Source organism: Kitasatospora sp. NBC_01300, from assembly GCF_041435235.1.
In the GTDB taxonomy this organism is placed as follows: domain Bacteria; phylum Actinomycetota; class Actinomycetes; order Streptomycetales; family Streptomycetaceae; genus Kitasatospora.
The window spans coordinates 313,521-336,213 of the sequence record NZ_CP108409.1 but is presented as its reverse complement, the minus strand read 5'-3'; the positions used below and the strand labels follow the sequence as shown (position 1 = coordinate 336,213).

Annotated in this window: 17 protein-coding genes and 1 pseudogene; 7 read left to right on the top strand and 11 right to left on the bottom strand. The window is 71.6% G+C overall.

Going from position 1 to position 22,693, the window contains the following annotated elements:
- Positions 1-100 precede the first annotated feature (100 nt).
- The 3 genes from OG556_RS35125 to OG556_RS35115 all read left to right on the top strand — a co-directional run bounded on the left by OG556_RS35125 (position 101) and on the right by OG556_RS35115 (position 3,215).
- A complete protein-coding gene (locus OG556_RS35125) occupies positions 101-775 on the top strand; it encodes a response regulator transcription factor (protein ID WP_331743415.1) in 675 nt (224 codons plus the stop codon).
- Positions 768-2,243 carry a HAMP domain-containing sensor histidine kinase gene (locus OG556_RS35120; RefSeq protein ID WP_331743412.1) on the top strand — a complete coding sequence of 492 codons (1,476 nt, stop codon included), beginning with the start codon at positions 768-770 and terminating at the stop codon, positions 2,241-2,243. The genes OG556_RS35125 and OG556_RS35120 overlap by 8 nt, the downstream gene beginning before the upstream one ends.
- Before the next feature lie 522 nt (positions 2,244-2,765).
- Positions 2,766-3,215, top strand: a complete 450-nt coding sequence (locus OG556_RS35115; protein WP_331743410.1) for a hypothetical protein — start codon at positions 2,766-2,768, stop codon at positions 3,213-3,215.
- Between the two features lie 13 nt (positions 3,216-3,228).
- On the opposite strand, the gene OG556_RS35110 is transcribed toward OG556_RS35115, so the two are convergent.
- Positions 3,229-6,120 carry a BTAD domain-containing putative transcriptional regulator gene (locus tag OG556_RS35110; RefSeq protein WP_331743408.1) on the bottom strand — a complete coding sequence of 964 codons (2,892 nt, stop codon included), beginning with the start codon at positions 6,118-6,120 and terminating at the stop codon, positions 3,229-3,231.
- Positions 6,121-6,346: 226 nt separating this feature from the next.
- Between OG556_RS35110 and OG556_RS35105 the strand changes: the two genes are divergently transcribed.
- Complete coding sequence (locus OG556_RS35105) at positions 6,347-6,919, top strand: hypothetical protein (protein WP_331743405.1); 573 nt, start codon at positions 6,347-6,349, stop codon at positions 6,917-6,919.
- Between the two features lie 621 nt (positions 6,920-7,540).
- On the top strand, positions 7,541-9,202 hold the full coding sequence (locus OG556_RS35100; RefSeq protein ID WP_331743403.1) for a hypothetical protein: 1,662 nt from the start codon (positions 7,541-7,543) through the stop codon (positions 9,200-9,202).
- A gap of 232 nt (positions 9,203-9,434) precedes the next feature.
- On the opposite strand, the gene OG556_RS35095 is transcribed toward OG556_RS35100, so the two are convergent.
- From OG556_RS35095 to OG556_RS35080, 4 genes and pseudogenes are all read right to left on the bottom strand, one after another.
- On the bottom strand, positions 9,435-10,718 hold the full coding sequence (locus OG556_RS35095) for a hypothetical protein (RefSeq protein ID WP_331743400.1): 1,284 nt from the start codon (positions 10,716-10,718) through the stop codon (positions 9,435-9,437).
- Between the two features lie 412 nt (positions 10,719-11,130).
- Positions 11,131-11,964 carry a helix-turn-helix transcriptional regulator gene (locus OG556_RS35090; protein WP_331743397.1) on the bottom strand — a complete coding sequence of 278 codons (834 nt, stop codon included), beginning with the start codon at positions 11,962-11,964 and terminating at the stop codon, positions 11,131-11,133.
- A 68-nt stretch (positions 11,965-12,032) separates the two neighbouring features.
- Complete coding sequence (locus tag OG556_RS35085; RefSeq protein WP_371522728.1) at positions 12,033-12,644, bottom strand: transposase; 612 nt, start codon at positions 12,642-12,644, stop codon at positions 12,033-12,035.
- A pseudogene (locus tag OG556_RS35080) lies at positions 12,539-13,090 on the bottom strand (winged helix-turn-helix domain-containing protein); the annotation flags it as partial. The pseudogene OG556_RS35080 and the gene OG556_RS35085, both read right to left, overlap by 106 nt.
- 164 nt (positions 13,091-13,254) lie before the next feature.
- Between OG556_RS35080 and OG556_RS35075 the strand changes: the two are divergent.
- On the top strand, positions 13,255-14,319 hold the full coding sequence (locus OG556_RS35075; protein ID WP_331743394.1) for an aldo/keto reductase: 1,065 nt from the start codon (positions 13,255-13,257) through the stop codon (positions 14,317-14,319).
- 262 nt (positions 14,320-14,581) lie between these two features.
- Here OG556_RS35075 and OG556_RS35070 read toward each other — a convergent pair whose 3' ends face one another.
- The 5 genes from OG556_RS35070 to OG556_RS35050 all read right to left on the bottom strand — a co-directional run bounded on the left by OG556_RS35070 (position 14,582) and on the right by OG556_RS35050 (position 19,288).
- Positions 14,582-15,295, bottom strand: a complete 714-nt coding sequence (locus OG556_RS35070; protein WP_331743392.1) for a hypothetical protein — start codon at positions 15,293-15,295, stop codon at positions 14,582-14,584.
- Between the two features lie 266 nt (positions 15,296-15,561).
- Positions 15,562-16,818, bottom strand: a complete 1,257-nt coding sequence (locus OG556_RS35065; RefSeq protein WP_331743389.1) for an MFS transporter — start codon at positions 16,816-16,818, stop codon at positions 15,562-15,564.
- Between the two features lie 91 nt (positions 16,819-16,909).
- On the bottom strand, positions 16,910-17,671 hold the full coding sequence (locus OG556_RS35060; protein ID WP_331743386.1) for a glucose 1-dehydrogenase: 762 nt from the start codon (positions 17,669-17,671) through the stop codon (positions 16,910-16,912).
- A gap of 52 nt (positions 17,672-17,723) precedes the next feature.
- The gene (locus tag OG556_RS35055; RefSeq protein WP_331743383.1) at positions 17,724-17,966 is read right to left on the bottom strand and encodes an acyl carrier protein; all 243 of its coding nucleotides are present in this window, start codon (positions 17,964-17,966) and stop codon (positions 17,724-17,726) included.
- 74 nt (positions 17,967-18,040) lie between these two features.
- Positions 18,041-19,288, bottom strand: a complete 1,248-nt coding sequence (locus OG556_RS35050) for an aminotransferase class I/II-fold pyridoxal phosphate-dependent enzyme (RefSeq protein ID WP_331743381.1) — start codon at positions 19,286-19,288, stop codon at positions 18,041-18,043.
- Positions 19,289-19,473: 185 nt separating this feature from the next.
- Here OG556_RS35050 and OG556_RS35045 point away from each other — a divergent pair, with 185 nt between their 5' ends.
- Entirely contained in the window at positions 19,474-20,697 is a 1,224-nt protein-coding gene (locus OG556_RS35045; RefSeq protein ID WP_331743378.1) for an RNA-guided endonuclease TnpB family protein, read from the top strand.
- Positions 20,698-20,730: 33 nt separating this feature from the next.
- Here the strand turns inward: OG556_RS35045 and OG556_RS35040 are convergent, their stop codons facing one another.
- On the bottom strand, positions 20,731-22,692 hold the full coding sequence (locus OG556_RS35040) for a condensation domain-containing protein (RefSeq protein WP_331743375.1): 1,962 nt from the start codon (positions 22,690-22,692) through the stop codon (positions 20,731-20,733).
- Position 22,693 lies beyond the last annotated feature (1 nt).

The window sequence follows — 22,693 nt, the reverse complement described above, 5'->3', positions numbered from 1 at the left end:
GGCGACCCCCGAAGCGTCCGCCCCGCCCTCTGAAGATCCGCTGAAGGAGCCTGAAAGCACCTTCAGGAACCGCGACACCCCCCGTGACATGCTGAGACGCATGCGCGTACTGGTGGTGGAGGACGAGACCCGGATGGCCGACGCCCTCCGGGACGGGCTCGAAGCGGAGGGCTACACCGTGGACGTCGTCCACGACGGCCGCTCCGGCCTCTGGTACGCGCGCACCGGCGACTACCGGGCGATCCTGCTCGACGTCATGCTCCCCGGCCTCAACGGCTACCGGGTCTGCGCCCAGCTGCGCCAGGAAGGCGTCACCACCCCGATCCTGATGCTCACCGCCAAGGACGGCGAGTACGACGAGATCGAGTCCCTGGACACCGGCGCCGACGACTACCTCGCCAAGCCCTTCTCCTACCCGGTCCTGGTCGCCCGGCTGCGCGCCCTGGTCCGCCGCGGCGGCGCCGAACGCCCGCCCGCGCTGACCGTCGGCGACCTGGTCCTCGACCCCGCCGACCGCTCCTGCCACCGCGCCGGCACCCCGGTCGCCCTCACACCCCGCGAGTACGCCGTCCTGGAGTGCCTGGCCGAACGCCCCGGCGAGGTCGTCGCCAAGACCACCATCCTCGACCAGGTCTGGGAGAGCGGCTACGAGGGCGACCCGAACATCGTCGAGGTGTACGTCAGCGCGCTGCGCCGCAAGATCGACGTCCCGTTCGGCCGGAACTCCATCGTCACCGTGCGCGGTACCGGCTACCGGCTGGACTCCCGTGGCTAGGCCGCTGCGGCTGCCCCGGCTGCTGCGCTCACTGCGCTCGCTGCGGGCCCGTTCCGCGGCGGCGGCCGGCCTGGCCGCTGCTGCCGCCTTCACCGCGGGCGCGTTCTGGCTCAGCCACAGCCTCTACGACTCCCAGTTGGACGACGCGAAGACCGCCGCGCAGGCCCGCCTCGACGTGGCGGTCGCGGACATGCGCACCGGTCGCATCCCGGCGAGCGGACTGCTCGGCGGCGACCGCACCTACGCCCTCGTCCTGGACTCCGGCCGGCTCCTGGAGGTCAGCCCCGACCTCGAACCCTTCCGCGCCCAGGTCGCCGCCCAGCTCACACCGCTGCCCCAAGGCGAGCAGGTCTCCCGCACCCTCACGCTCGGCGCCCCGGCCACCGGCACCGCCAGCCGCCTGGCCCACCACGCCCTCCCCCTGTACGGGCAGAGCGCCGGCGGCATCAGCGGCTACTCCATCCAGTCCGGCTTCGGCGAACCCGACCGGGGCGAGCGCACCGTCACCGCCTACCTGGTCGTACCGCCCTGGGACGCCGAACGCGTCCAGGAGTCCGTCCAACGGCTGCTGCTGGTCGCCGGGCCCTTCGCCGTCCTGCTGGTGGCCGCCATCGCCTGGGCGGTCACCGCCCAGGCGATGCGCCGGGTCGAGGCGATCCGCGCCCAGATGGCCTCCATCACCGCCCAGCACCTCGACCGGCGCGTCCCCGTTCCACCCACCGCCGACGAGATCGCCAACCTCGCCACCACCACCAACCAGACCCTCGAAAAGCTCGACCACGCCGTCACCGCCCAGCGCCGCTTCGTCGCCGACGCCTCGCACGAACTGCGCAGTCCCCTCGCCGGACTGCGCACCTCCCTGGAGGTCGCCCTCACCCACCCCGACCGCACCGACTGGCCCACCGTCGTCCGCGCCGCCCGCGCCGACACCGTCCGCCTCCAGCACCTCGCCGACGACCTGCTCCTGCTCGCCCGCCCGCCTGTCGCCGCACCGGCCCACCACACCCGGGTCGAACTCACCGACCTCGCCCGCGACGTCGCCGCCGAACTCCCGCACGGCACCAGCCGGATCACCGTCCACGCCGACCGCCCGCTGGAAGTCCCCGGCAACGCCGCCCAACTCCACCGCCTGCTCCGCAACCTGCTGGAGAACGCGCTGCGCCACGCCGCCGACCGCGTCACCGTCACCCTCACCGAGGACCACGGCCCCGACGGCCACTGGGCCGTCCTCGAAGTCCTGGACGACGGCCCCGGCATCCCCGCCCCCGACCGCGAGCGCGTCTTCGCCCCCTTCACCCGCCTCGACGAGGCCCGCACCCGCGACACCGGCGGCGCGGGGCTCGGCCTCGCCATCGCCCGTGACCTGGCAACCCGCCACCACGGCACCCTCACCCTCGCCGACTCTCCCACCGGCGCCCGCTTCCTCCTGCGCCTCCCCCTGCCGGCCCACCCAGCCCGCACTCCGTGAGCCCCGCCCGGCCCAGCGCTTGACCGGGCCGTCAACCGACTGCTGCGGCTGAGTGACAAAAGGAGGGCTCCCCAGGGAGGCTCACGATGTGACGAGTCGACTCCTCTTAACTTCTCCTGAGACTCGGACGCGTCGCCCAGCGGGCGGTCCAGCGTGTTCGACACCCATGGAGGTCGTTGGATGAATCGCCGTCCCCGGGTCGCAGCGTCGCTGGCGGGCGCGGCCATCGCCCTCGCGTCTCCGTCGGCAGACGTCGCCGCGCAGGCGTCCGCACGTCATGCCTTCGGCTCCCCGTGGATCCAGGACGGGGACGGCGTGGGGGAGGGGCGACACGATGACCACAATCCCCCGCGTGACTGCCACAGCGCCCGCCGTGTCGTCCTCATCGACCAAAGCTTCAGAGTCATCCTGAAGAACGGCCGGCACGGGCCGGAGGCTCTCGTCCTCCAGGGGTCCACGTCAGCCTCGCCCTCGTCGCCGGCAGCACCATGGGACAACTTCGCTCCTTCAACGTATTTGGACGTGAACTACCCCACCCAGACCAGCAACCAGTACGAGTGGCAGATCCGCGACTTCTTCAGGGAGCACCCGCTCTTCGTGGTGAAGGCGTTCGACCGCCACGAACGGGTCTTCTCCTTCCCGGCCACCCACTGCATCGACAGGCACGACGGTGACCACGGTGACCGCGACCGCGGTGACGGCGCCCTCCTGTACCGGGGCGGAGCCGCTGACGGGAGCGACCCGTCCGGCTCCCCGTCGCCCCAGGCAACGGACAGTCCTCAAGACGGCCAGTCCGAGTCGGCGACCCCCAGCTCCGGGGCCACCGTCCCCCCTCCTCCGCGCTCCGCTGCGGCCGAAGGCAGGCACAACCGCCTGCTGAGCGCGAAGCACATCGGGATCGCGATCGGCGGTTTGCTCATGGTCCTGGGAGTACTGGCCACGACGCGGCTCCGACGTCGTTCCGGCACCTGACAGTCGGCCGGAGCTAGCGCCGCCGGTCGGTCGCCGCGGGCGGAGTGAAACCCAGTGCGGCCAGGATCGGCAGGTTCGAGGTCAGCTGGTGCGCCGGCAGCTCCGCGTAGATCTCGTGCGCGGCGTCCGAAGCCTGACGGGAGCGCTCCTCGCACCCCAGTGCCCGGTGGGCGGCGGCCAGTCCCGCGAAGGCGTGGGCCCGCTGGGCGGGATAGCCCGTCAGACGGCTGCTCACGGCGAGGGACCGTTCGTAGTGCCCGACCGCCTCCTCCGGCCGCCCGAGGGCGTGCTGCGCCGCCGCCAGGGTGTTGAGCAGAGAGCAGTCCATCGGCCCGTTCCGCTGGGCCCTGGGCCGGGCGAGCACGCGGCTCGCGTGGTCCGATGCTTCCTGGTAGCGGCCCAGGAGCAGGTAGGTCGGGGCCAGGCTGGTACGGCAGAGGTCGGCCGTCCAGTCGTCGGTCTCCGGGCCGTCGGCCGTCAGCAGGTCGAGGGCCTGCTCGTAGTACTCCCCGGCGTCGGCGTAGCGGCCCGTGAAGTAGTGGTAGGCGCCGAGGTAGGCCAGCGCCCGGCCCTCGGTGCACCGGTCGCCGGCGTCGTGGGCGAGGACCCTGGCCCGCTGGAACGTCCGCCGGGACAGGGTGAGCTCGCCCAGGTTGCCCCAGACGTGGCCCAGGTCGTTGAGGCCGTGCGCTTGGGCGCTCGGGTCGCCCAGGCGGCGGGCGGCGGCCACGGCCGTCCGGCCCAGGGCCACCCCCTCGGTCTGCGGCGAAGTGCGGTGGAGGTAGCTCCACAGCAGCGCGGGCAGTTTCCAGGCCGTTTCGTCGTCCCCGCGTTCGTAGGCGTGGTGGACGGTGGCGAGCAGGTTCGCCTGCTGGTCGTCGCACCAGCGGGTGGCCTGCTCGGGGCCGGTGAAGTCGGCCACCCGCAGGCCCTCGGGCGGCGGGCCGAGGGGGACCTGTCGCCGACCGGGGGTCAGCACCCGGGCAGCGGCGTGCGCGTGGTGCAGGCACCACGCGTACCAGCGCTCGTGCAGCTCCCGCTGTTCCTCCGGGCTCTCCTCGCGGGTGCCCAGCTCGGCCGCGAAGAGCTTCAGCAGGTCGTGGAAGCGGTAGCGGCCCCGTGACGGCTCGGCGAGCAGGTGGGCGGTGGTCAGGCGGCCGAGGAGCCGTTCGCACTCGTCGACGGCGCACGTGGACAGGGTGGCGGCCACGGGGGCGCTGATGTCCACCCCCGGGAACAGGCCGAGGCGGCGGAACAGGCGCCGGGCGGCGGGGTCGAGCGCCCGGTAGGACAGGCCGAAGGCCGACCGCAGGGAGGAGCGGTCGTCACCGTCGGCCTCCAGGGCGCCCAGGCGGTCGGTGGAGGAGGCCAGTTCGTCGGCGAAGGCGACGAGATCACGCTGCGGCCGGTCGCGCAGCTGGGCCGCGGCGATGCCGAGCGCCAGCGGGAGGTGCCCGCAGGCGTCGAGCAGCCGGGCACCGGCCTGCGGCTGCGCCTGGGCGGTGCCGGCGCCCAGGACGCGGGCGAGCAGGGCCTGTCCCTCGGTGGGGGTGAAGGTGTCGATTCCGATCCGGTGGGCGCCCTCGCGGGCGACGAGTCCGGTGAGTCGGTCCCGGCTGGTGATCACGACGGCGCAGCCACTGCCGCCCGGTAGCAGTGGTCTGACGTGCTCCGGGTCGGCGGCGTCGTCGAGGACGACGAGCATCCGCCGTTCCGCCAGCAGTGACCGGTAGAGCGCGGACGCTTCGTCCAGCTGGGTCGGTATGGACTCGGTCGGCACGCCGAGCGCGCGCAGGAATGCCGTCAGTACCCCGTGCGGGGAGCGGGGGCCGGCGGCGGACCAGCCCCGCAGGTCCGCGAACAGCCGTCCGTCGGGGAACCGCTCCCGGGTGAGGTGGGCCCAGTGCAGCGCCAGCACGGACTTCCCGACTCCGGCGGCACCCGTGATCACGGCGCACGGTGCCGCCGTCGGGCGGACGCCGGGCTCTCCGGTGGTCAGCACCCGGTCCAGTACGAGCAGTTCGGGGGCGCGGCCGACGAACACGGAGAGGCCGGAGGGGAGTTGCTCGGGTCGTGGGTCCGCCGGGGGCGCGGCGGGGGCGACACCGGCGGTCGAGGCGGTCCGGTCCGGACGGGCGGTCGCTTCCGGACGGGTGGTCGTCTCCGGACGGGTGGTCGGTGCCGGACAGGGGAGGAGGAGGGCCCGTTGGAGGGCCTGGGCCTCAGGTGTCGGGTCCAGCCCCAGCTCCTCGGAGAGCCGGGAGGCATGGCGCCGGTAGGCCTCCAGCCCGTCGCTGTGTCGGCCGGAGCGGTGCAGGGCGGTCAGCAGCTGCCGCACCAGGCGGTCACGGAGCGGGAAATCGGTGACCAGGCCGGTCAGTTCAGCGGCGACCTCGCGGTGCCGCCCCGCCTCCAGCTCCAGTTCGTAGAGCCGTTCCAGCGCGGCCATCCGCTGCTCCTCCAGGCCGGCCGCGAGGGCGGCGAAGGCCAGGCCTGGCAACCCGTCCAGCGCGGGGCCGCGCCACAGCTCCAGGGCTTCGCGCAACCGTGGGACGGCCTGCGCCGCGTCCAGCTCCTCTGCCGTCGCGACCCGGGAGGCGAACAGGCGGTGGTCCACCCGGGCGTCGTCCGCCACCAGCCGGTAGCCCGCGCCGTCGGTCACGATGGGCGAGGCCGGCTCCGTGCCGAGCGCGCGGCGCAGCAGGCCGACCATGTTGCGGATCTGGCGGTCCGCCGTGGCCGGAGGATCCTGGTCCCAGACCGCGTCGACCAGTCGGGGGACCGGGACGGTCCGGTTCGAGTGCGCCACGAGCATCGCCAGCAGACTCCGCTGACGGCGTCCGCCCAACCGTACGGGAGCGGCCCCGGCCCGTACCTCCAGGGACCCCAGGATCCTGAACTCCATGTCCCCCCGTCGGCGATACCGAGCCAATTACCCGCATATGTGCGGATGTTGACGAAGCGTCACTTCGTGTCCCGAGCGTTTCACCTGAACTGTCACGTGTCGGCACGCGGCAGCGCGCGTCACGATAGAGCAGTGATCAGATCATGCCAGAACCGTGCAGCCGATTGAGAGTGTTGCCGTGCACCGGCCGAAAGGCGCCGGTCCTCGACCCAGGAGTTGATCAACCATGGCACGCTCGCTCAAGCGCATCGGAGCCGTCCTCGCGGCGTCGGCGGTCGCACTGTCCCTGTCCGGCGCGGCCACGGCCGTCGCTCGACCCGCGACGGCCGGAGACGCGAACCGGCACTGCGTGGTGAACGCGCAGGGCGGCCAGGCGCAGTGCTTCGGCACCTACCGGGAGGCCATCAACTACGCCACCGGCGGGCGGGTCGCCGACGCTCCGCCGACCGCCGCCGAGGCCGCCCGCGACAGCGCGTTCGCCGAGGAGTTGAACAGCCCGGCGGCCCTCTCCGACCTGGTGGTCCTGGGGACGATCTACCAGGACTTCTTCTTCGGCGGACAATCGGTGACCTTCACCGGCCCGCACGCCTGCTACAACGGGAACGCCGCCGACTACTCCTTCGACATCCCCGCCCCGCTCCAGGACCACGTCTACTCGGTGCGCCCGTACGCCAACTGCTGGTTCAACCTGTTCACCGGATTCCAGGCCACCGGCTACGAGAGCCCCAGCTACAAGGGCGAGACCGTCTCGGTGGACGAGGCCTGGCGGACCCACGCCAAGTCGTTGACGCTCGGCTGAGCCACGCTCCCGGCACCCCCACGCCGCCCCACTCTGCGGGCCCCTCCCCGGCAACTTCGGTAGCCGCGGGGGCGCGGCCGGGGCAGGGGCGGATGACCCGCCATCGGTACCTGTCCCGCCTCGCCACCGGCGATGGCGGGACAGTGCCGTTGGTGCAGACGCCGGGCACGAGGGTCTGGTGGATCGACGGGTCCCGGTAGGGGACGTGTTCGTGAATGGTCACCAGGTGATCAGGCCGTAGCCGTCGCCCCTTCGGCATCCGGAGGCGTCCCGGGCGTCGGCGCCGGCGGCGCAGGAACTGTCGTCGGGGCCGGGCGGGTTCCGGCCGCCGTCGCCGGCGAGGTGGGGCCGTTGCCCGGGGTCGGAGTCCGGCGAAGGAGAGCGCCGGAACATCCGGGCAGGCCGGAACGGGCCTGGCCGGTTCCGGCCTGCCCAAGGGCCTTTCGAGGCTCCTGACCTGTGGTGAGACTGGTGACCGCCGCCAGGGAGCACCTGCCCGGGGCAGCACACCGGACCAGGTGTCACCGACCGCCGCTCCTGGAGGGCAGCCGTCACGGCCCGGTGTGTGCCGAGCACCACGCACGGCCGATCCCACCCCTCTCTCCCCGCTGGAGCACCGTCATGCCTTCGAAGACGTCCAAGCTGCTGCGCGTCACGCTCGCCGCCGCCATCGCCGCCTCCGGTGCCGTGGTCGTCACGGCCGTCACCGCCGGGAGCTCGTACGCGGCGACGACCTCCTCGGTCGGCGGCCAGATCACCCGCTCGGAGATCCTCGCCCGCGCCCAGTTCTGGTACGGCAAGAACATCAACTACGACCAGGGCGGCTCGTACCCGGACTCCTCCGGCCGCTCCTACCGTACGGACTGCTCGGGCTACGTCTCGATGGCCTGGCACCTCGGCACCAGCGCCAACACACAGGGCCTCGCGGACAGTTTCACCTACCAGATCAGCCGCAACGACCTGATGCCGGGCGACATCCTGAACTCGTACTACGACCACGTCATCCTCTTCGAGAAGTGGGACGACGCCGCCCACACCACCTTCTCGTACTACTCCTTCGGCAGCACACCGGTGAAGCACCGGACCGGTATCTCGATCAACGCCGCGACGCTCGACTCGCACCCGAACGGCGACTACAAGGCGCTGCGCTACAAGAACGTCGTCAACGACCCGGCGCCGGGTTCGGCGTGGGTGCCGGCGTTGGGTGACGGTAGTTCGGTGAGTGGTGCCGATGGTACGGCTTACACCTTCACCCGTAGCGTCGACGGTCATCTCCAGGGGACTGCCAGGTATCCGACCGACAAGTGGGCGGCAGTCGACCTCACCAATGTCGTCGGCACCCCGAACTCCGCCGGCGGCGTACCCAGCGCCTTCGCCATGAAGAACGGTGTCACCGGTGTGGCCAGTGCCAACGCCGCCAACGGGCACCTGCAGATCACGTATCGCGATGCCAATGACAAGTGGGCCACCAGTGACCTCACCAATCAGGTCGGTACTCCGGTCACCGGCGGTGCGATCCGCGCCGCCACCGATCCTGATGGCACGCTTGCGATCTATTCCCGTGGTTCGACGGACGGTGGGCATCTGAGTCTCACTGCTCTTCAGCCGAACGGAAGTTGGGCGACTGTCGACTTGACGAACGTCGTCGGTACCCCGGTCTCGGCGGGTGGGGCGCCCGCGACGTTCACCCAGAAGAACGGGACCGTCGGTGTGGCCAGTGCGAATGCCGGCAACGGCCATTTGCAGATCACCTACAAGGACGCCGCCGGACAGTGGGCCACCACCGACCTCACCAACCAGGCCGGCACACCTGCCACTGACGGCGCGGTCAGTGCCACGACCGACTCCGACGGCACCCTCATGATCTACTCCCGGAGCACGGACGGCCATCTCCAGGGGACGGCCAGGTATGCGAACGGCACCTGGGCGACGGTCGACCTCACGAACGTCGTCGGCACCCCGAACTCCGCGGGCGGCGCGCCCAGCGCTTTCACCATGAAGAACGGTGTCACCGGCGTGGTCAGTGCGAACGCGGCCAATGGCCACCTCCAGATCACCTACAAGGACACCGCCGACAAGTGGGCGACCACAGACCTCACCACCAAGGTCGGCACTCCGGTGACGGACGGGGCCGTCAGTGCCACCACCGACTCCGATGGCACCCTCGCTCTCTACTCCCGCGGCTCGACCGACGGCGGCCACATCAACCTCACCGCCCTCCAGCCGAACGGCCAGTGGGCCACCGTCGACCTCACCAACATCGTCGGCACCCCCACCAGCTGACCCACCAACCAGGCCGACGCGAGAATGTCGCGCCGGCTCAGGTGCAGGCGGATGGCGCGGGAAGAGCAGGCCCGGTCGGCGACTACGACATCGGGCCGGGGTGGCGGCGCTCGGCGGCGGCCGCGTCCGGACCCGAGCAGGTCCGGACGCGGCCGTGCGGGTTACGACAGGGTGCCGGTCGGGAGGTCGGGGCAGGACCCGGGCCGAGGCCTGCCTCGTCTCCTGTGCCCGATCAGTCGACCGTAGCGGTCAGTGGCAGGACGAGCAGGCCCCCGACGGCGATCGTCCCGTCGTCGTAGGTGCCGGGCTGTGCATCGGGCAGGGCGCGGATGCCGATGGTGTAGATCAGCACGTTCCGGTCCGTGCTCCCGGTGTTGACGTGCGGGTTGAAGAGGGCGACGAGGGTCCTGCCGTCGTCTTCGAGGTGGGTGTCGAGGGTTCCGGCGGCGGCGGGCCGGACGTAGTGGTAGCCGTAGGAGGCGGTGCCGGTGAAGGCGAAGCCGGTGGGGGCGGTGAAGCGCTGCTCGATGGTGCCGGGGTTGACCGGCTGGTTGCTCAGGGAGTGGATCTCCAGGTTGAAGACGGTGGGCTGGTCGGGGAAGGCCCGGGGCACGTTCGTCTGGGTGACGCGCAGGGGGGTGTCCTGCCACGCGGAGCCGGTGGTGGCGGCGGACGTCACCCCGCGGATGCGAGCGTTGTCGGTATCCGCGATGTAGAGGTTGCCCGTCCTGTCCAGGACGACCCCGCCCGGCGAGTAGAGCCGGGCCGCCGTCGCGGGCCCGCCGTCGCCCGCGTACCCGGCGATGCCGTCGCCCGCGACGGTGGTGATGACGCCGTCCGGGGCGACCTTGCGGACGCGGTGTCCGGCGTACTCCGCGATGTACACGTTTCCGCCGCCGTCCACGGCCACACCGATGGGACTGTTGATCCTTGCGGCGGTGGCGGGTCCACCGTCGCCCGCGAATCCGGCCTGCCCGTTGCCCGCGATGGTGGTGACGACGCCCTTGGCATCGACTTTGCTGATGCGGTGGCCGCCGTACTCGGCGATGTAGAGGCTGCCGTCGGCGTCCACCGCCACGTCGGCCGGCACCCTGATCTGGGGGGCGTCGACCCTGGAGATGACGCCCGCCGTACTCACCTTGCGTACCATGTGGTTGAGCTGATCGGCGATGTAGACGTTGCCGGCGTCGTCAACCGCCACGCCTTCGGGAAAGTTGAGCTTCGCGGCGGCGGCGGGGCCACCGTCGGGCGTGTACCCGGCGGCGCCGGTGCCGGCGACCGTGGTGACGGCGCCCTGGGGGGTCACCTTGCAGACCCAGTGCCGGAGCTGGTCGGGGTAGTACAGGTTCCCGTCCTTGTCCACCGCCGGGCGCGACGCATGGCCGAGCATGACCTGGGCGGCGAGCCTGTCGGCCGGGATGTCCACGTGATTCCCGCCGCCCACCACCGTGGCGATGACGCCCTGCGCGAGGCCCGCGGGCTGCGGACCGGTTCCGGAAGTGCTCGCGTTTGCCATGGCTGCTGCTCCTTGTCGTGATGGGAGACCGGAGGTCACAGGACTGGCCGCTCCGCGGAGGCGGCCGGTGGACGGGTGGGCGCGCGGATTCACCGTCCAATGCGACGGTATACGCCAAACCCGTTGACGGGCAGGGCAATTGGCGAACCTGGAGCGAGCCGGTGCTCGCCGGCCGGGGCCGTGCGGCGCGGCCCCGCGTGCGGCTCCTGCGGGCGGGCGGCTGCGGAGGCTGCCCGGAGCACGACGGTCCGCACCGGACGCAGCTGCCGCTGGGCCGGTCAGGCGCCGACCGCAGGGCCCCGAGAGCCGGGCCCTGTTGCGGTGCGGGGTGGCCGGCGCGTAGGCGTTCGATCTCCAGGTGCTGGGCGGCGAGCCGGGACAGAGCGAGCTGCCGGAACGCGAGGGTTCGACGTCACCGTGAGCACAACCGGTTCAATGCCGACCGGCTCTCATCGTCCGCGGCGCGGCAGATCATCAACCGCTGGTCCGGATCTTGGAGCGGCACAAGCACTTCGAAGTTCACGGCGATCACACCTGCGTCCGGATGCCGCAACACCTTGGCTCCGCGGCCGTTGACCTTCACGTCCCGCTCGGCCCACAAGCGCGCGAATTCCTCGTTACGGGTGGTGCATTCGGTGATGAGGTCGATCAACGCCCGGTCCTCCGGGTGCGCGGCCCACGCTGCGCGCAGGTGGGCGATTCCCTCCCGCACGACGCGCTCGCGGTCGACGTAGAACGCGCGTATTTCCGGGTGTACCAGGCACAGCCACATGGCATTGCGTTGCGACGGCGGCAGGGTGTCGAAATCCAGCAGCAGCCTCGCCATTTCGCCGTTCCAGGCCAGGATGTCGTAGCGGTGGTTCATCAGCATGGCCGGCAGCGGCGACAGGTCGGCGACCAGCCGGGCCAGCGGGGGCGCTGCAGTGGTGGCGGGCTTGTCGGCGTTGCGGGGGCGCTGTTGGGCCAGGTTGAAGAGGTAGGCGCGTTCGTCGGGGGCCAGGCGCAGCGCACGGGCCAACGCCTCCACCACGTTCGCTGAGGGCCGCAGTCCCCGGGCCTGTTCCAGCCGCACGATGTAGTCGATGCTGACCCCGGCCAGTTCGGCGACCTCTTCACGACGCAGTCCCGGGGTCCGCCGGGCCTGCTGACGCGACGGCAGGCCGAAGTCCTTCGGGTCCAGGCGCTCGCGCCGGGTCCGCAGGAACGCGGCCAGCTCCTTCGTCGTGTCCACGGTGCGGGTCGTCATGCTCGGTCCAACAGCCAGGGTAGGACTGGTGTTCCCAGGAAACTCCTTCCCTTACTGACTTCGGCGTTTCAGGGTGATGGTGGTGGCAGGTCCAGGGAGAGGCCGGTCCCGGCGAGGAAGCCGTCGAGGATGTCGGGGCGGTACTGGAGCCGTTTGAGCCGGTTGCGGACGAGGGCTTCGAGACGGTCCACGGCGACCGAGGAGAGGTTGGCCAGGCTGTGCTTGACGTGCGCCCAGAGCCACTCCACGGGGTTCAGGTCCGGCGCGTAGGCGGGCAGGATGTATACGGTCAGCCAGTTCCTGGCGGCGACCAACTCGCGCATCACGTGGGAGACATGGGTGTTCAGCCGATCCCAGACCAGCACGATCGGCGCCTTCACCAGATGGTGGATTCCGTCGATCAGGCCGATGTAGTCGCGCTCGGACAGGCTCCGCCGCTCGCCCTTGCGACCGGTGTGCCGCCGGATGCGGTGGGACAGCCTGGTCCGGGAACCCGGCCGCACGGCGATCAGCCCAGCGACCGAGACACGTCCGGAGCGGCTGCCGGAGACCTTCACGACAGGGGTGATGCCCCGCCGTCCCCAGGTGCGTCCACGGGGCGGCCTGCGCGTGAAGCCGGCCTCGTCTTCGAAGCAGACCCACCCGTCGCAGTCCGCCCGGGCTCTTTTACCTCCGCCCAGGTCACCTCCGTCCACGCGGTCACGGCCTGCTCGTCACGTTCCGCGGCCCGTCTCGCGGGCATCTGCGGAGTGAAGCCGAGTCTGTGCATCAGCCGTGTAGCGCCCGAGACGCTGTACGAGACGTGAAACGTCCGCCCGATCAGCGTGGCCACCCGCGAAGCAGTCCACACCTGGTCCTCCACCCAGCCGTGTGCGGCCGGGCCCTGGTCCAGATACGCGGCGAGCTTCTCCAGGCATCGCGGGGACAGGCGGCACCGTGACCCACCCGGGCCGCGTGATGCCAGCGCCTCGACCCCGCCGTCGCGCCACAACTGGTGCCACTGGTAGGCCGACTTCACACTCACCCGTAGGCGCCGGGCCACCTCTGCCGGCTTGACCTCCTGCTCGAACAGCTCGGCCGCCTGCATCCGCACCGTCTCCCGGCGCAGCCGTCCTGAGGCGGTCAGCCCGCCCCCATCCGCGTATCTCACACACCATCGGATACAGCCACCACACCGAACTCGTCAGGCAAACCAGGACAGTTCACCCTGGCGCGCCGAAGTCAGTATCCCCGGCTCGCGGCGGTCACAGACTTGTTCTCGACAACGGATGACAAGCACAGGAGGACACGATGTCGCTCACCCTCGACAGCTACCGGCTGCTGGGCCGCTCAGGGCTGCGGGTCTCGCCGCTGGCGCTGGGCGCGGCGACCTTCGGCACCGAGTGGGGCTGGGGTACCGAGCAGGACGAGGCGCGTAAGCTGCTCGACCTCTACGTCGAGCGCGGCGGCAACTTCGTCGACACCGCCAACACCTACACCAATGGCAGCTCCGAGCGTCTGCTGGGTGAATTCACCCGCGACAACCGCGAAAGCCTGGTGCTGGCAACGAAATACACCACGCTGCGCCGGCCCGGCGACCCGAATTCCGGGGGTCCTCACCGCAAGAGCCTGTTCGCGTCGGTGGAATCCAGTCTGCGACGGCTGAACACGGACTACATCGATCTGCTCTACCTGCACGTGTGGGACTTCACGACACCGGTCGAGGAGATCCTGCGTGGCATGGATGATCTGGTCCGGCAGGGCAAGGTCTTGTACGTGGCGATCTCCAACGCCCCGGCCTGGCAGGTGTCGCGCATGCAGGCGATCGCGGACCTGCGCGGCTGGTCGCCGCTGGTCGCCCTGCAGATCGAGTACAACCTGATCGAGCGTACCGGGCAACGTGACCTGATCCCGATGGCACGCGAGATGGGGTTGGGCGTGGTGCCGTACTCGCCGCTTGCCGGCGGGGTACTCACCGGCAAGTACAGCCGCGACGACCTGACCGCGACGAACACTGCGGTCGACGACGGCACCCGTAGGAATTTCACTATCGCCAACGGTGGGCTCACCGAACGCAACTTGGACATCGCTGATGTCGTGAAGGAGGTCGCCGCGGAGCTGGGCCGCACAACCGCGCAGGTCGGGCTGGCCTGGACCCTGCAGAACCCGGATGTGACGGCATCGCTCATCGGTGCCCGCACCCTCGCACAGCTGGAGGACAATCTGGGTGCCTTGGAGGTCGACTTCACGGCCGCCCAACTGGCCCGCCTCGACGAGGCCAGCGCGATCGAACTCGGCTTCCCGCACGACCTGCTCGCCAGCGACAGGATGCGCGCGGTGACCCACGGCGACCTGAAGGTCGAGACCCGCCGCTGATCCCCGATCGAGCCCCGGGGCGGCACTACCGCCGCCCTCGGGGTGATCATCAGTCGTTCTGGTTCCACGTCGACGCCGCGAACCGCGTCTCCAGTCGGTCCGCTCCGCAGGGACGGTCGTGCTGTCGGCGCTGTAGGTGTGGGTGCCGTCGTCAGTCCGTGGCCGGCAGCGCGTTGTCCAGAAGGATCTCCGCCGCCCGCGCGTGCCGGCCGTAGTCAGCCTCGCCCAGCGCCATGGCGCGGCTGCGGCCCGACGGGGGCCATCAGAAGGAGCTGCTGCTTCCGGCGGAGGGGCTGGGCTCCGCCGAGGGGCTGAGCTCGCCCGGAGCACTGGGTGCGGCCGGGGAAGCGGGCGTGGCCGGGAGACTGGGCACGGCCGAGGGGCTGAGCTCGGCCGACGGGCTGGGTACGGCCGGGGAAGCGGGTGTGGCCGAGGGGCTCAGCTCGTCCGAGCGGTTCGGCGTGGCGGAGGGGCTGAGCTCGTCCAAGCGGCTCGGGGATGGCTGAGGGGCCGGCAGTGGCCGAGCGCTGCTGGGCGTGGCGGAGGGGCTGGGTGAGGCTGAGGAACTGGGCTTGGCCGAGGGGCTGGGCTTGGCCGAGGCGCTCGGTGTGGCGGAGGGACTGGCCGCGGCCGACGGGCTCGGGCGGGGGTCGTGGGGGCAGAGCACGTCAGGGTCCTTGAAGCCGTAGCTCAGGCCCCAGTCCCTGTCGCAGCCGCCCCAGTAGGCTCGCACCCAGCCGCAGTAGGGGCCGCCGTAGCTGAAGCAGCGGGGCACCAAATCGTCCGAGTCCGGACCGGTGGAGGGTGACCAGGATGATTCGGCTTCGCTCTGCGAGGCGCCGAGGGCGTTGACCGTGCGGACCTGCGTGGCATCGGAACTCTGGGACGTCCCGCCCGTGAAGAGCAGGGCCAGGCCGAAGGCCGAGACGGAGGCCGCCGCGATGGAAGCGGCGAGAGCGCGGCGGGTGGTGCGCATGGCTGTTCCTCTTGGCTTCGTGGTCTGTGGCACGTGGGAATTGCACTCCGGGCACGGGCACCGCCGCTGTGAGCGCCGGAGTTAAACATATGGTCGGAAGAGCGTTCAATAGTCGGCGAAGCGCCGCTCAGGCGACCTTGCTCCGGTTTTTCACTCGAAGAGTCCCGCCTCGACCCAGGTGCCGCGACCGCGCGCAGATCTTCGCCGAGCCCGACGGGGGCCTCGGCCGGGCCCGGTGACCGGCGGACGACCGGCGATCGTCACGGTCAGCGCAGGGAGCGGATCGCCGGGCTCGTGGCGACCAGGCCGGCGCACGCCAGGACGGCGCTGCCGCAGACCAGGAACAGTGTCGTCGTGCCGAAGGGGAGCAGGGCGCCGGCGATCACGTAGGAGAACGGGTCGAACGCCACCGTGGCCAGCACGACGAGGCTGAGCACTCGGCCCAGCAGTTGCTCGGGCACCCGCTCCTGCAGAGTGGCCACGACCACCACTCCGAGGAACCCGGATCCGAGGCCGATCAGCGAGACGACCGCCGTCGCGGTGACGACATGGGTGACGGCGGCGAGTCCGGCCATGCCGGCGCCGATCGCCGCGACACCGCCGACCACGGTCCGGCCGCGTCGGACGGGCGGCCGCCAGCCGGCCATCAGTGAGCCGGCCAGTGAGCCGGCACCGAAACCGGAGAGCACGACGCCCAGAGATCCCGCGCCGCCGAGGCGTTGATCGGCGAGCACCGCGCCGCCCACGAGCACGGGGCCCACGACCGCGATGTTGATCAGGGCGATGGCTGCGAGCATCCCCCGCACCAGTGGTTCGTGCCAGGTGTACCGCAGGCCCACGCCGAGGGCACGCGCACTGCTGAACTGCTCGCCGTCGACGGCGGCCGGTCCGGCGTCGTCCCCGGGACCTTCGCCGCGTCGCACCACGCGGATCAGCGTGCTGAGGACGACGGCGGCCACCGCGGCCATCGCCGCGATCCCGCCGAGCGTCGCGGCGAAGCCGACCGCGGCGATGCATCCGGCGGCCACCGCCGGGCCGACCAGGTCGCCCCCCGACTCCGCGCCCTGCACCAGCCCGTTGACCCGGGAGAGCTTGTCGGTCGGCACGACGGCGGGGAGCAGCGCCAGGGCCGCCGGGAAGTAGGCGGCGTCGGCGGCGCCGAGCAGTCCGCCGAGCAGCGCGACCGTCGTCAACGACGGTGAGGTGAAGGTGACCAGGGCGCCGAGGGCGAGCAGGACGGCGACCCGCAGCCAGGCGGCACTGGCCACGACACGGGCGGGGCCGAGGCGGTCGACCAGTACTCCCGCAGGAGGCAGGAGCACCGCTCGCGGCAGCGCCACGGCCACGAGGACCAGTCCCGTGGCGATTCCGGGTTCCGACAGGTCGAGCACGAAGAGCGTGAGCCAGACGATGAACAGCGCATCGACCACGGCCGCCAGCCCTTGACCCACGATCAGGCGGCGTAGGTGCGAATCGCCGAGCGGTTCGCGCGGAAGGGGCGGGGCGGTCGGCTCCGTCGTCATCGGTGGCTCTCCGGGGCTCGGGTGCGGGGCGTCGGCCATGGCGTGGCGGCGGCCCACCGGCAGCGCCGACGGGTCCGGGCGCTGGGTGTCACTATGCGATGTGGGTGCCCCCGTCGACCGTCAGGGTGGTGCCGGTGATGTAGGACGCCGCGTCGGAGACGAGGAAGACCAGGGCCGCGGCGAGCTCCTCGGGCCGCCCGATGCGGCCTGAGAGCACCCGCGGCATCACCGCCTCCAGGTAGCCCTCGGCGTAGCCGTCGGTCATCGGGGAGGTGAAGAGGCCCGGCGCGAGGGCGTTCACGCGGATGCCCCTGCCGGGGGTCCACTGCTGGGCGAGATCGCGGGTGAGCCCGAGGATCCCGGCCTTCGACGCCGAGTAGGCGGCCTGCGGCAGCCCGCCCGTGACCAGGGCGAGGATGCTCGAGACGTTGACGATGGAGCTGCCGGGCAGCATCACCGCGCCCGCGGCCTGGGCCATCCAGTAGGCGCCGTTGAGATTGGTGTCGATGACCTCGCGGAACTGCTCCGGGGTCTCCTCCGTCGCGGGTCGCTCACTGCTGATCCCGGCGTTGTTGACGAGGATGTCCACCCGTCCGAAGGCCTGCACGGCCGCGTCGACCAGCCTGCGGCAGTCCTGCGGCTCGGTGACGTCGGTGCGTACGGCGACGGCCCGGCGGCCGAGCTTCTCGACGGCCGCGCGCACGGTCTCCAGCCGCTCGGTGCGCCGCGCCCCGAGGACGATGTCGGCGCCGGCCTCCGCCACCGCGGTGGCGAAGGCGACGCCCAGCCCGGAGGAGGCGCCGGTGATCACGGCGACGCGGCCGTCGAGCCGGAAAAGATCGAGGACGCTCATCGCCGCCCGACCTCCAGGCGAGCCGCGTGGGGAGGAGCCGTCCCGGCGGCGGTCACCGGTGCGCGGCGACGTAGTTCACCGCGTCGCCGACGGTCCTCAACCCCGAGACCCGGTCGTCCGGGATCTTCACCTCGAACCTGTCCTCGACCGCCACGGCGATCTCCATCATGGCCAGGGAGTCGACGTCGAGGTCGTCGGTGAACGAGGTCTCGGCGCTCACCTCGGCGGAGTCGATGCCGAGGACCTCCTCGACGATCTCGGCAATGGCGTTGAGGATGTCGTTGTTGTCCACCACGGGTTCCTCCCTCTGGGGATGGGGATGGGGTCGGCGTTGATCATCGGTCGGTGGGGCGAGCGCGGATGGGGACGTCAGAGCCCGAGGCGGCGCCGGTAGGCGACGAGGGTGCGCAGGAAGCCGTCCATCTGCTCCTCGGTGTGGCCCGCGTGCGGGAACAGGCGCAGGAGCGCCTGGTTCCGTGAGACGGCAGGGTAGGAGAAGACGGGGACGAGGTAGCCGTCCTCGACGAACCACTCCCGTATCTGCAGGGCGGCGGCGTCGCTCCCGATCGGCACCGAGAGCATGTACGACTCGGTCGGCGTCGTCGCCGTGCCGGCCTCGTGCATCTGCCGGCGAAGGCGGGCGGCATGCGCCAGGTAGTCGTCGACGATCCCCGGAGTGCCGGCGAGGACGCCGATCGTGCGGTCGGCGGCGTAGGCGGTCGGCGGCTGGATGGCGGCCGTGAACATCGAGGTGCCGGAGAGCAGTTCGAAGGCGTCGATGGCCGCCGCCGGCCCGGCGATCGCGCCGCCCTCCAGACCGATGGCCTTCGACAGCGACACCATGACGAAGTCGGCCCGCTCCCGGATCGCGGCCGCCTCCCGGGCGTAGGGGCGGTTCTCGGGCCCGTAGACCATGAAGCCGTTCGCGTCGTCGATCATGCTGACGGCGCCGTGCCGGTCGCACTCGTCGAGGATCTCCACGATCGGCCCCATGGTGCCGTCGGCCGAGTAGATGCTCTCGGCGATCACCACGGTCTTGTGGGTGCGGACCCGCTCCAGGACGCGGGCCAGGTCGGAGACGTCGTTGTGCCGGAACGCGTGGACGTTGCGGCCGTAGCCGAGCCCCTGGAGGCCCTTCCAGATGCTCCAGTGGACGTCGCGGTCGACGACGAACACGGTGTCGTGGTTGCGCACCTCGATCCCGGCGTCGAAGTGCGCGGAACTGCTCATGGCGTGGACGAACCCGATGTTGGCCAGGAGCCCCGTGGCGAAGCTGATGGCTCGTTCCTTGCCGGTGTGACGGGCGATCGTCTCCTCCAGCACCTGGTGCGGGCGGCAGATTCCCTGGGTCATCCTGGATCCGCTGGTGCTCAGGCCGTGGGCGAGCGCCCCCTCCGCGAAATGACGCCGTACCGGGACGTGGCGTTCCAGGTCGAGGAAGCTGATGCTGGCGAAGTTCACCAGCTCGCGGCCGTTGCGGACGATGGTCGGCCCGACGGGGCCGTCCACCACCGGCGGGCGGTACGCCGTGTCGTGGGTGTTCGCCTCGACGAAGGCGGCGAAGGCCCACGGGGCCAGGCGGTCCGCGGACGGGCCGGCGGTGCGGGACGCGGTCATCGGATGCCTCCGTGGATACCCCTGGCGTTGGCCGGGGGAGGAAATGGATCGCTCGTGATGGGGGTACCGCCTGTCGAGGGCTGGGGGAGGGCCAGGGGTGGGCGGTGTGCCGTCGAGGCGGTGTGCGGTCCTGGTAGGTGATGATCCGTCACGTGGTCGCACGCGGTGGCGCTAGTGTGTGCTCTGTGGCGGTCACCCATGTGAAGCGGGCGTTCAAGTACCGCTTCTATCCCACCGATGCGCAGGCGGCTGAGCTGTCGCGCACGTTCGGGTGTGTGCGGAAGGTCTACAACATGGCGTTGCAGGCCCGCACGGAGGCGTGGACGCTGTGTCAGGAGCGGGTCGGCTACAACGCCACCTCGGCGATGCTGACGGCGTGGAAGAAGGTCGAGGAGCTGGCCTACCTCTGCGAGGTGTCCAGCGTCCCGTTGCAGCAGGCGCTCAGGCACTTGCAGGGGGCGTTCGCCAACTTCTGGCAGAAGCGGGCCGGGTACCCGACGTTCAAGTCGCGGAAGAAGTCCCGCAAGTGCGCCGAGTACACCAGCTCGGCGTTCCGGTACCGGGACGGTCGGCTCACGCTGGCGAAGATGCGTCAGCCGCTTGACATCGTGTGGTCCCGTCCTCTGCCGGACGGGGTGGTGCCGACCACGGTCACCGTGTCGCTGGACGCGGCGGGGCGCTGGTTCGTCTCCTTGCTGTGCGTCGACGGGCCCGCCATGCCCGAGCCGGTCAACAGGGCCGTGGGCATCGACGCCGGTATCACCGCGCTGGTGACGCTCTCCACCGGAGAGAGGATCACCAACCCGAGGCACGAGCGCAAGGACCGCGAACGCCTCGCCAGGGCCCAGCGCAACCTTGCCCGCAAGGCCAGGGGCGACGGGGCGAACCGGGCCAAGGCCCGGTTGAAGGTCGGCAGGGCTTATGCCCGGATCGCCGACCGGCGCAGGGACTTCCTGCACAAGCTCACCACCCGACTCGTTCGTGAGAACCAAACGATCGTGATCGAGGATCTGGCCGTCCGGAACATGCTCAAGAACCGGACGCTCGCCCGCGTCATCAGTGACGCGGGCTGGAGTGAGATGCGGTCCATGCTGGAGTACAAGGCCGACTGGTACGGGCGGGATCTGGTGGTCGTGGACCGCTGGTTCCCCTCGTCCAAGCTGTGTTCGGCGTGTGGCACCTTGCGGGGCAGGATGCCGCTCGACGTTCGCGAGTGGACGTGTGACTGCGGGACGACCCATGACCGGGACGTCAACGCGGCGATCAACATTCTGGCCGCCGGACTGGCGGTTGCAGCCTGTGGAGACGGTGTAAGACCTCAACGGAGCACTCCGGGCGGGCGGTCGTCGATGAAGCAGGAAGTGGTCCCACCGCCGCGCTCACGCGCAGCGGCTCAGCCGCGAGGCTGAGGGGAATCCCCGTCCTTCAGGGCGGGGAGGATGTCAAGGCGCGGTTTCTCCTCCGCGATGGGCGCGGGGCGGTGAGGGCTCCAGGGCGGTGGCGAGGTGGCCGAGCGAGGCCGTTCCGGCGAGCTCGTCCGGCGCTATCCCGGTGAAGCCGAACCGGTGGAGCAGCGACAGGAGGCGAGGGACGGCGACCAGGGTGACGCCGTGGTCGGCGAGGCAACGGTTCATGTCCACCGCGTCAGGGCCGTCGGAGGAGCCGCCCGGCGGACCGTCGGGTGCGACAGCGGCCACGGCGGCGGCCAGCGCCCGTTCGGCGCCCGTCACGGGCCGGCGCGACGGGATGCGTGGCGTTCCCGTGCCGGTGGTGCTGGTGGCGTCGGTGGTGGCGGTGCGGGACAGCACGTAGCGGCCCGGGGCCGCGATGCCGGGCACTTCGTCGAGGTGGTCCAGGACGTGGCGGTGCAACTCGCCGGGGGTGACACCGGGGGCGGTGCGGGCGCGTGCGACGAGGTGCGGTTCGCCTTCCCCCACGGCATCCCCGCTGGGCGACACCGTCACGTTGAGTACTCCGGGATGGCCGCGCAACACGTCCTCGACCCTGGCCGGGCACACCCAGCCCTGCGGGGCGCGCCACCACCCGGAGGCGGCCGGCGAGAGCGGGCGCGCCGGAACCGGGCAGTCGGCACCGTCGGCGAGCGCGCGCAGGAAGGCGCACAGACGGACGGGCAACGCCACGGCCTGCCCGGCGTCGAGCAGGTGGTCCCCGACGGTGACGTCGAGGGTGACGACCCCCGCGTCGAGGGCGAGGTCGACGTAGAGCGTGTCGCAGGGCTCGTCGGGCGCGCTGCGGATCCAGGTCGCGGACGCGTCCGGCGCAGTGTCGTGCGCGGGGGCCAGGTACCCGGGGACCAGGTAGTCGCGCGGCCACGAGTAGCAGTTGTACTCGATGGTCGGTACGGTCACGACACCGCGGTGGCGGTCCATGCGCGCCTGGGCGGCGACCAGGTCCGCGGGGCGCCACTGGCCGTGCCGGTAGGCGGCGGCGGAGGCGGCGGCGACCGAGGCGACCACCTCGCCGAACGCCGCGCCGGGGCGGAGGTCGATCTGGACCGGAACCGTCAGGGCCCGGACGTCGACGCTGTTCCGCAGCGCGGCCCGGGCCCGGTTGGAGACCACCACCGACGCGAGGAAGCGGAGTTCGCCGGTGCGGGTGGCGACGTCGTGGGCCAGCGCCGCGAGCACCACGACCTCCGGACTGACCCGATGACGCCGGGCCACGCGTGCGAGGTCGGCGTACGCGCCCGCCGAGCGGTGCTGGAGGCGGTGGCGCCCGGCGCCGTTGTCCGTCCCGCCGAACGGGGCCAGCACACCGGTCGGGTTGCCCGCGAGCCGCGTGAGCCACTCGCGCTCCGCCGCGCGGGCGCGTTCCGGCCGCTGGGCGGCGACCGCGTCGAGCGGGTGCACGGATGCCTCCGCCGGTGCGTTGACGCCGTGCAGCTGGTCGTGCAGCTGGTTGATCAGCACCGCCAGCCCCCACCCGTCGATCAGGACGTGGTGGGCGGCCAGCAGGACCGCACGCGGCCTCCCTGCCTCGATCAGCACCCTGGCGCGCCAGGGCGGATTCCGCTCGGGATCGATCGGACGGGCGGCCAGCGCCGCGGTGGCGGCCTCCAGGGTGCCGGCATCGACGGCGCGGACGTCGAGGTGGTCGACCGGCAGCGGGGCCCAGTCCGCGCGGTGGACGTGCTGGACCGGGCGGAGCGGGTCGACCGTGGTGCGCAGCGCCTCGTGACGGGCGGTCAGGGCCGCGAGTGCCGCGTGGACGTCGGCGACGGTGGCCGGGGGCGGGACGTGGCAGTGGTCGGCGAGCGGCGTCGGGTTCACCCGCCGTCGTGCGGGGACGGTGCGCTCGAACCAGTGCCACTGCTGGACCCAGGTCAGCGGCCCGCTGCGGCTGACGGCGGCGGCGCTCGGGGTCGGCTCCGGGAGGCGGTTCACG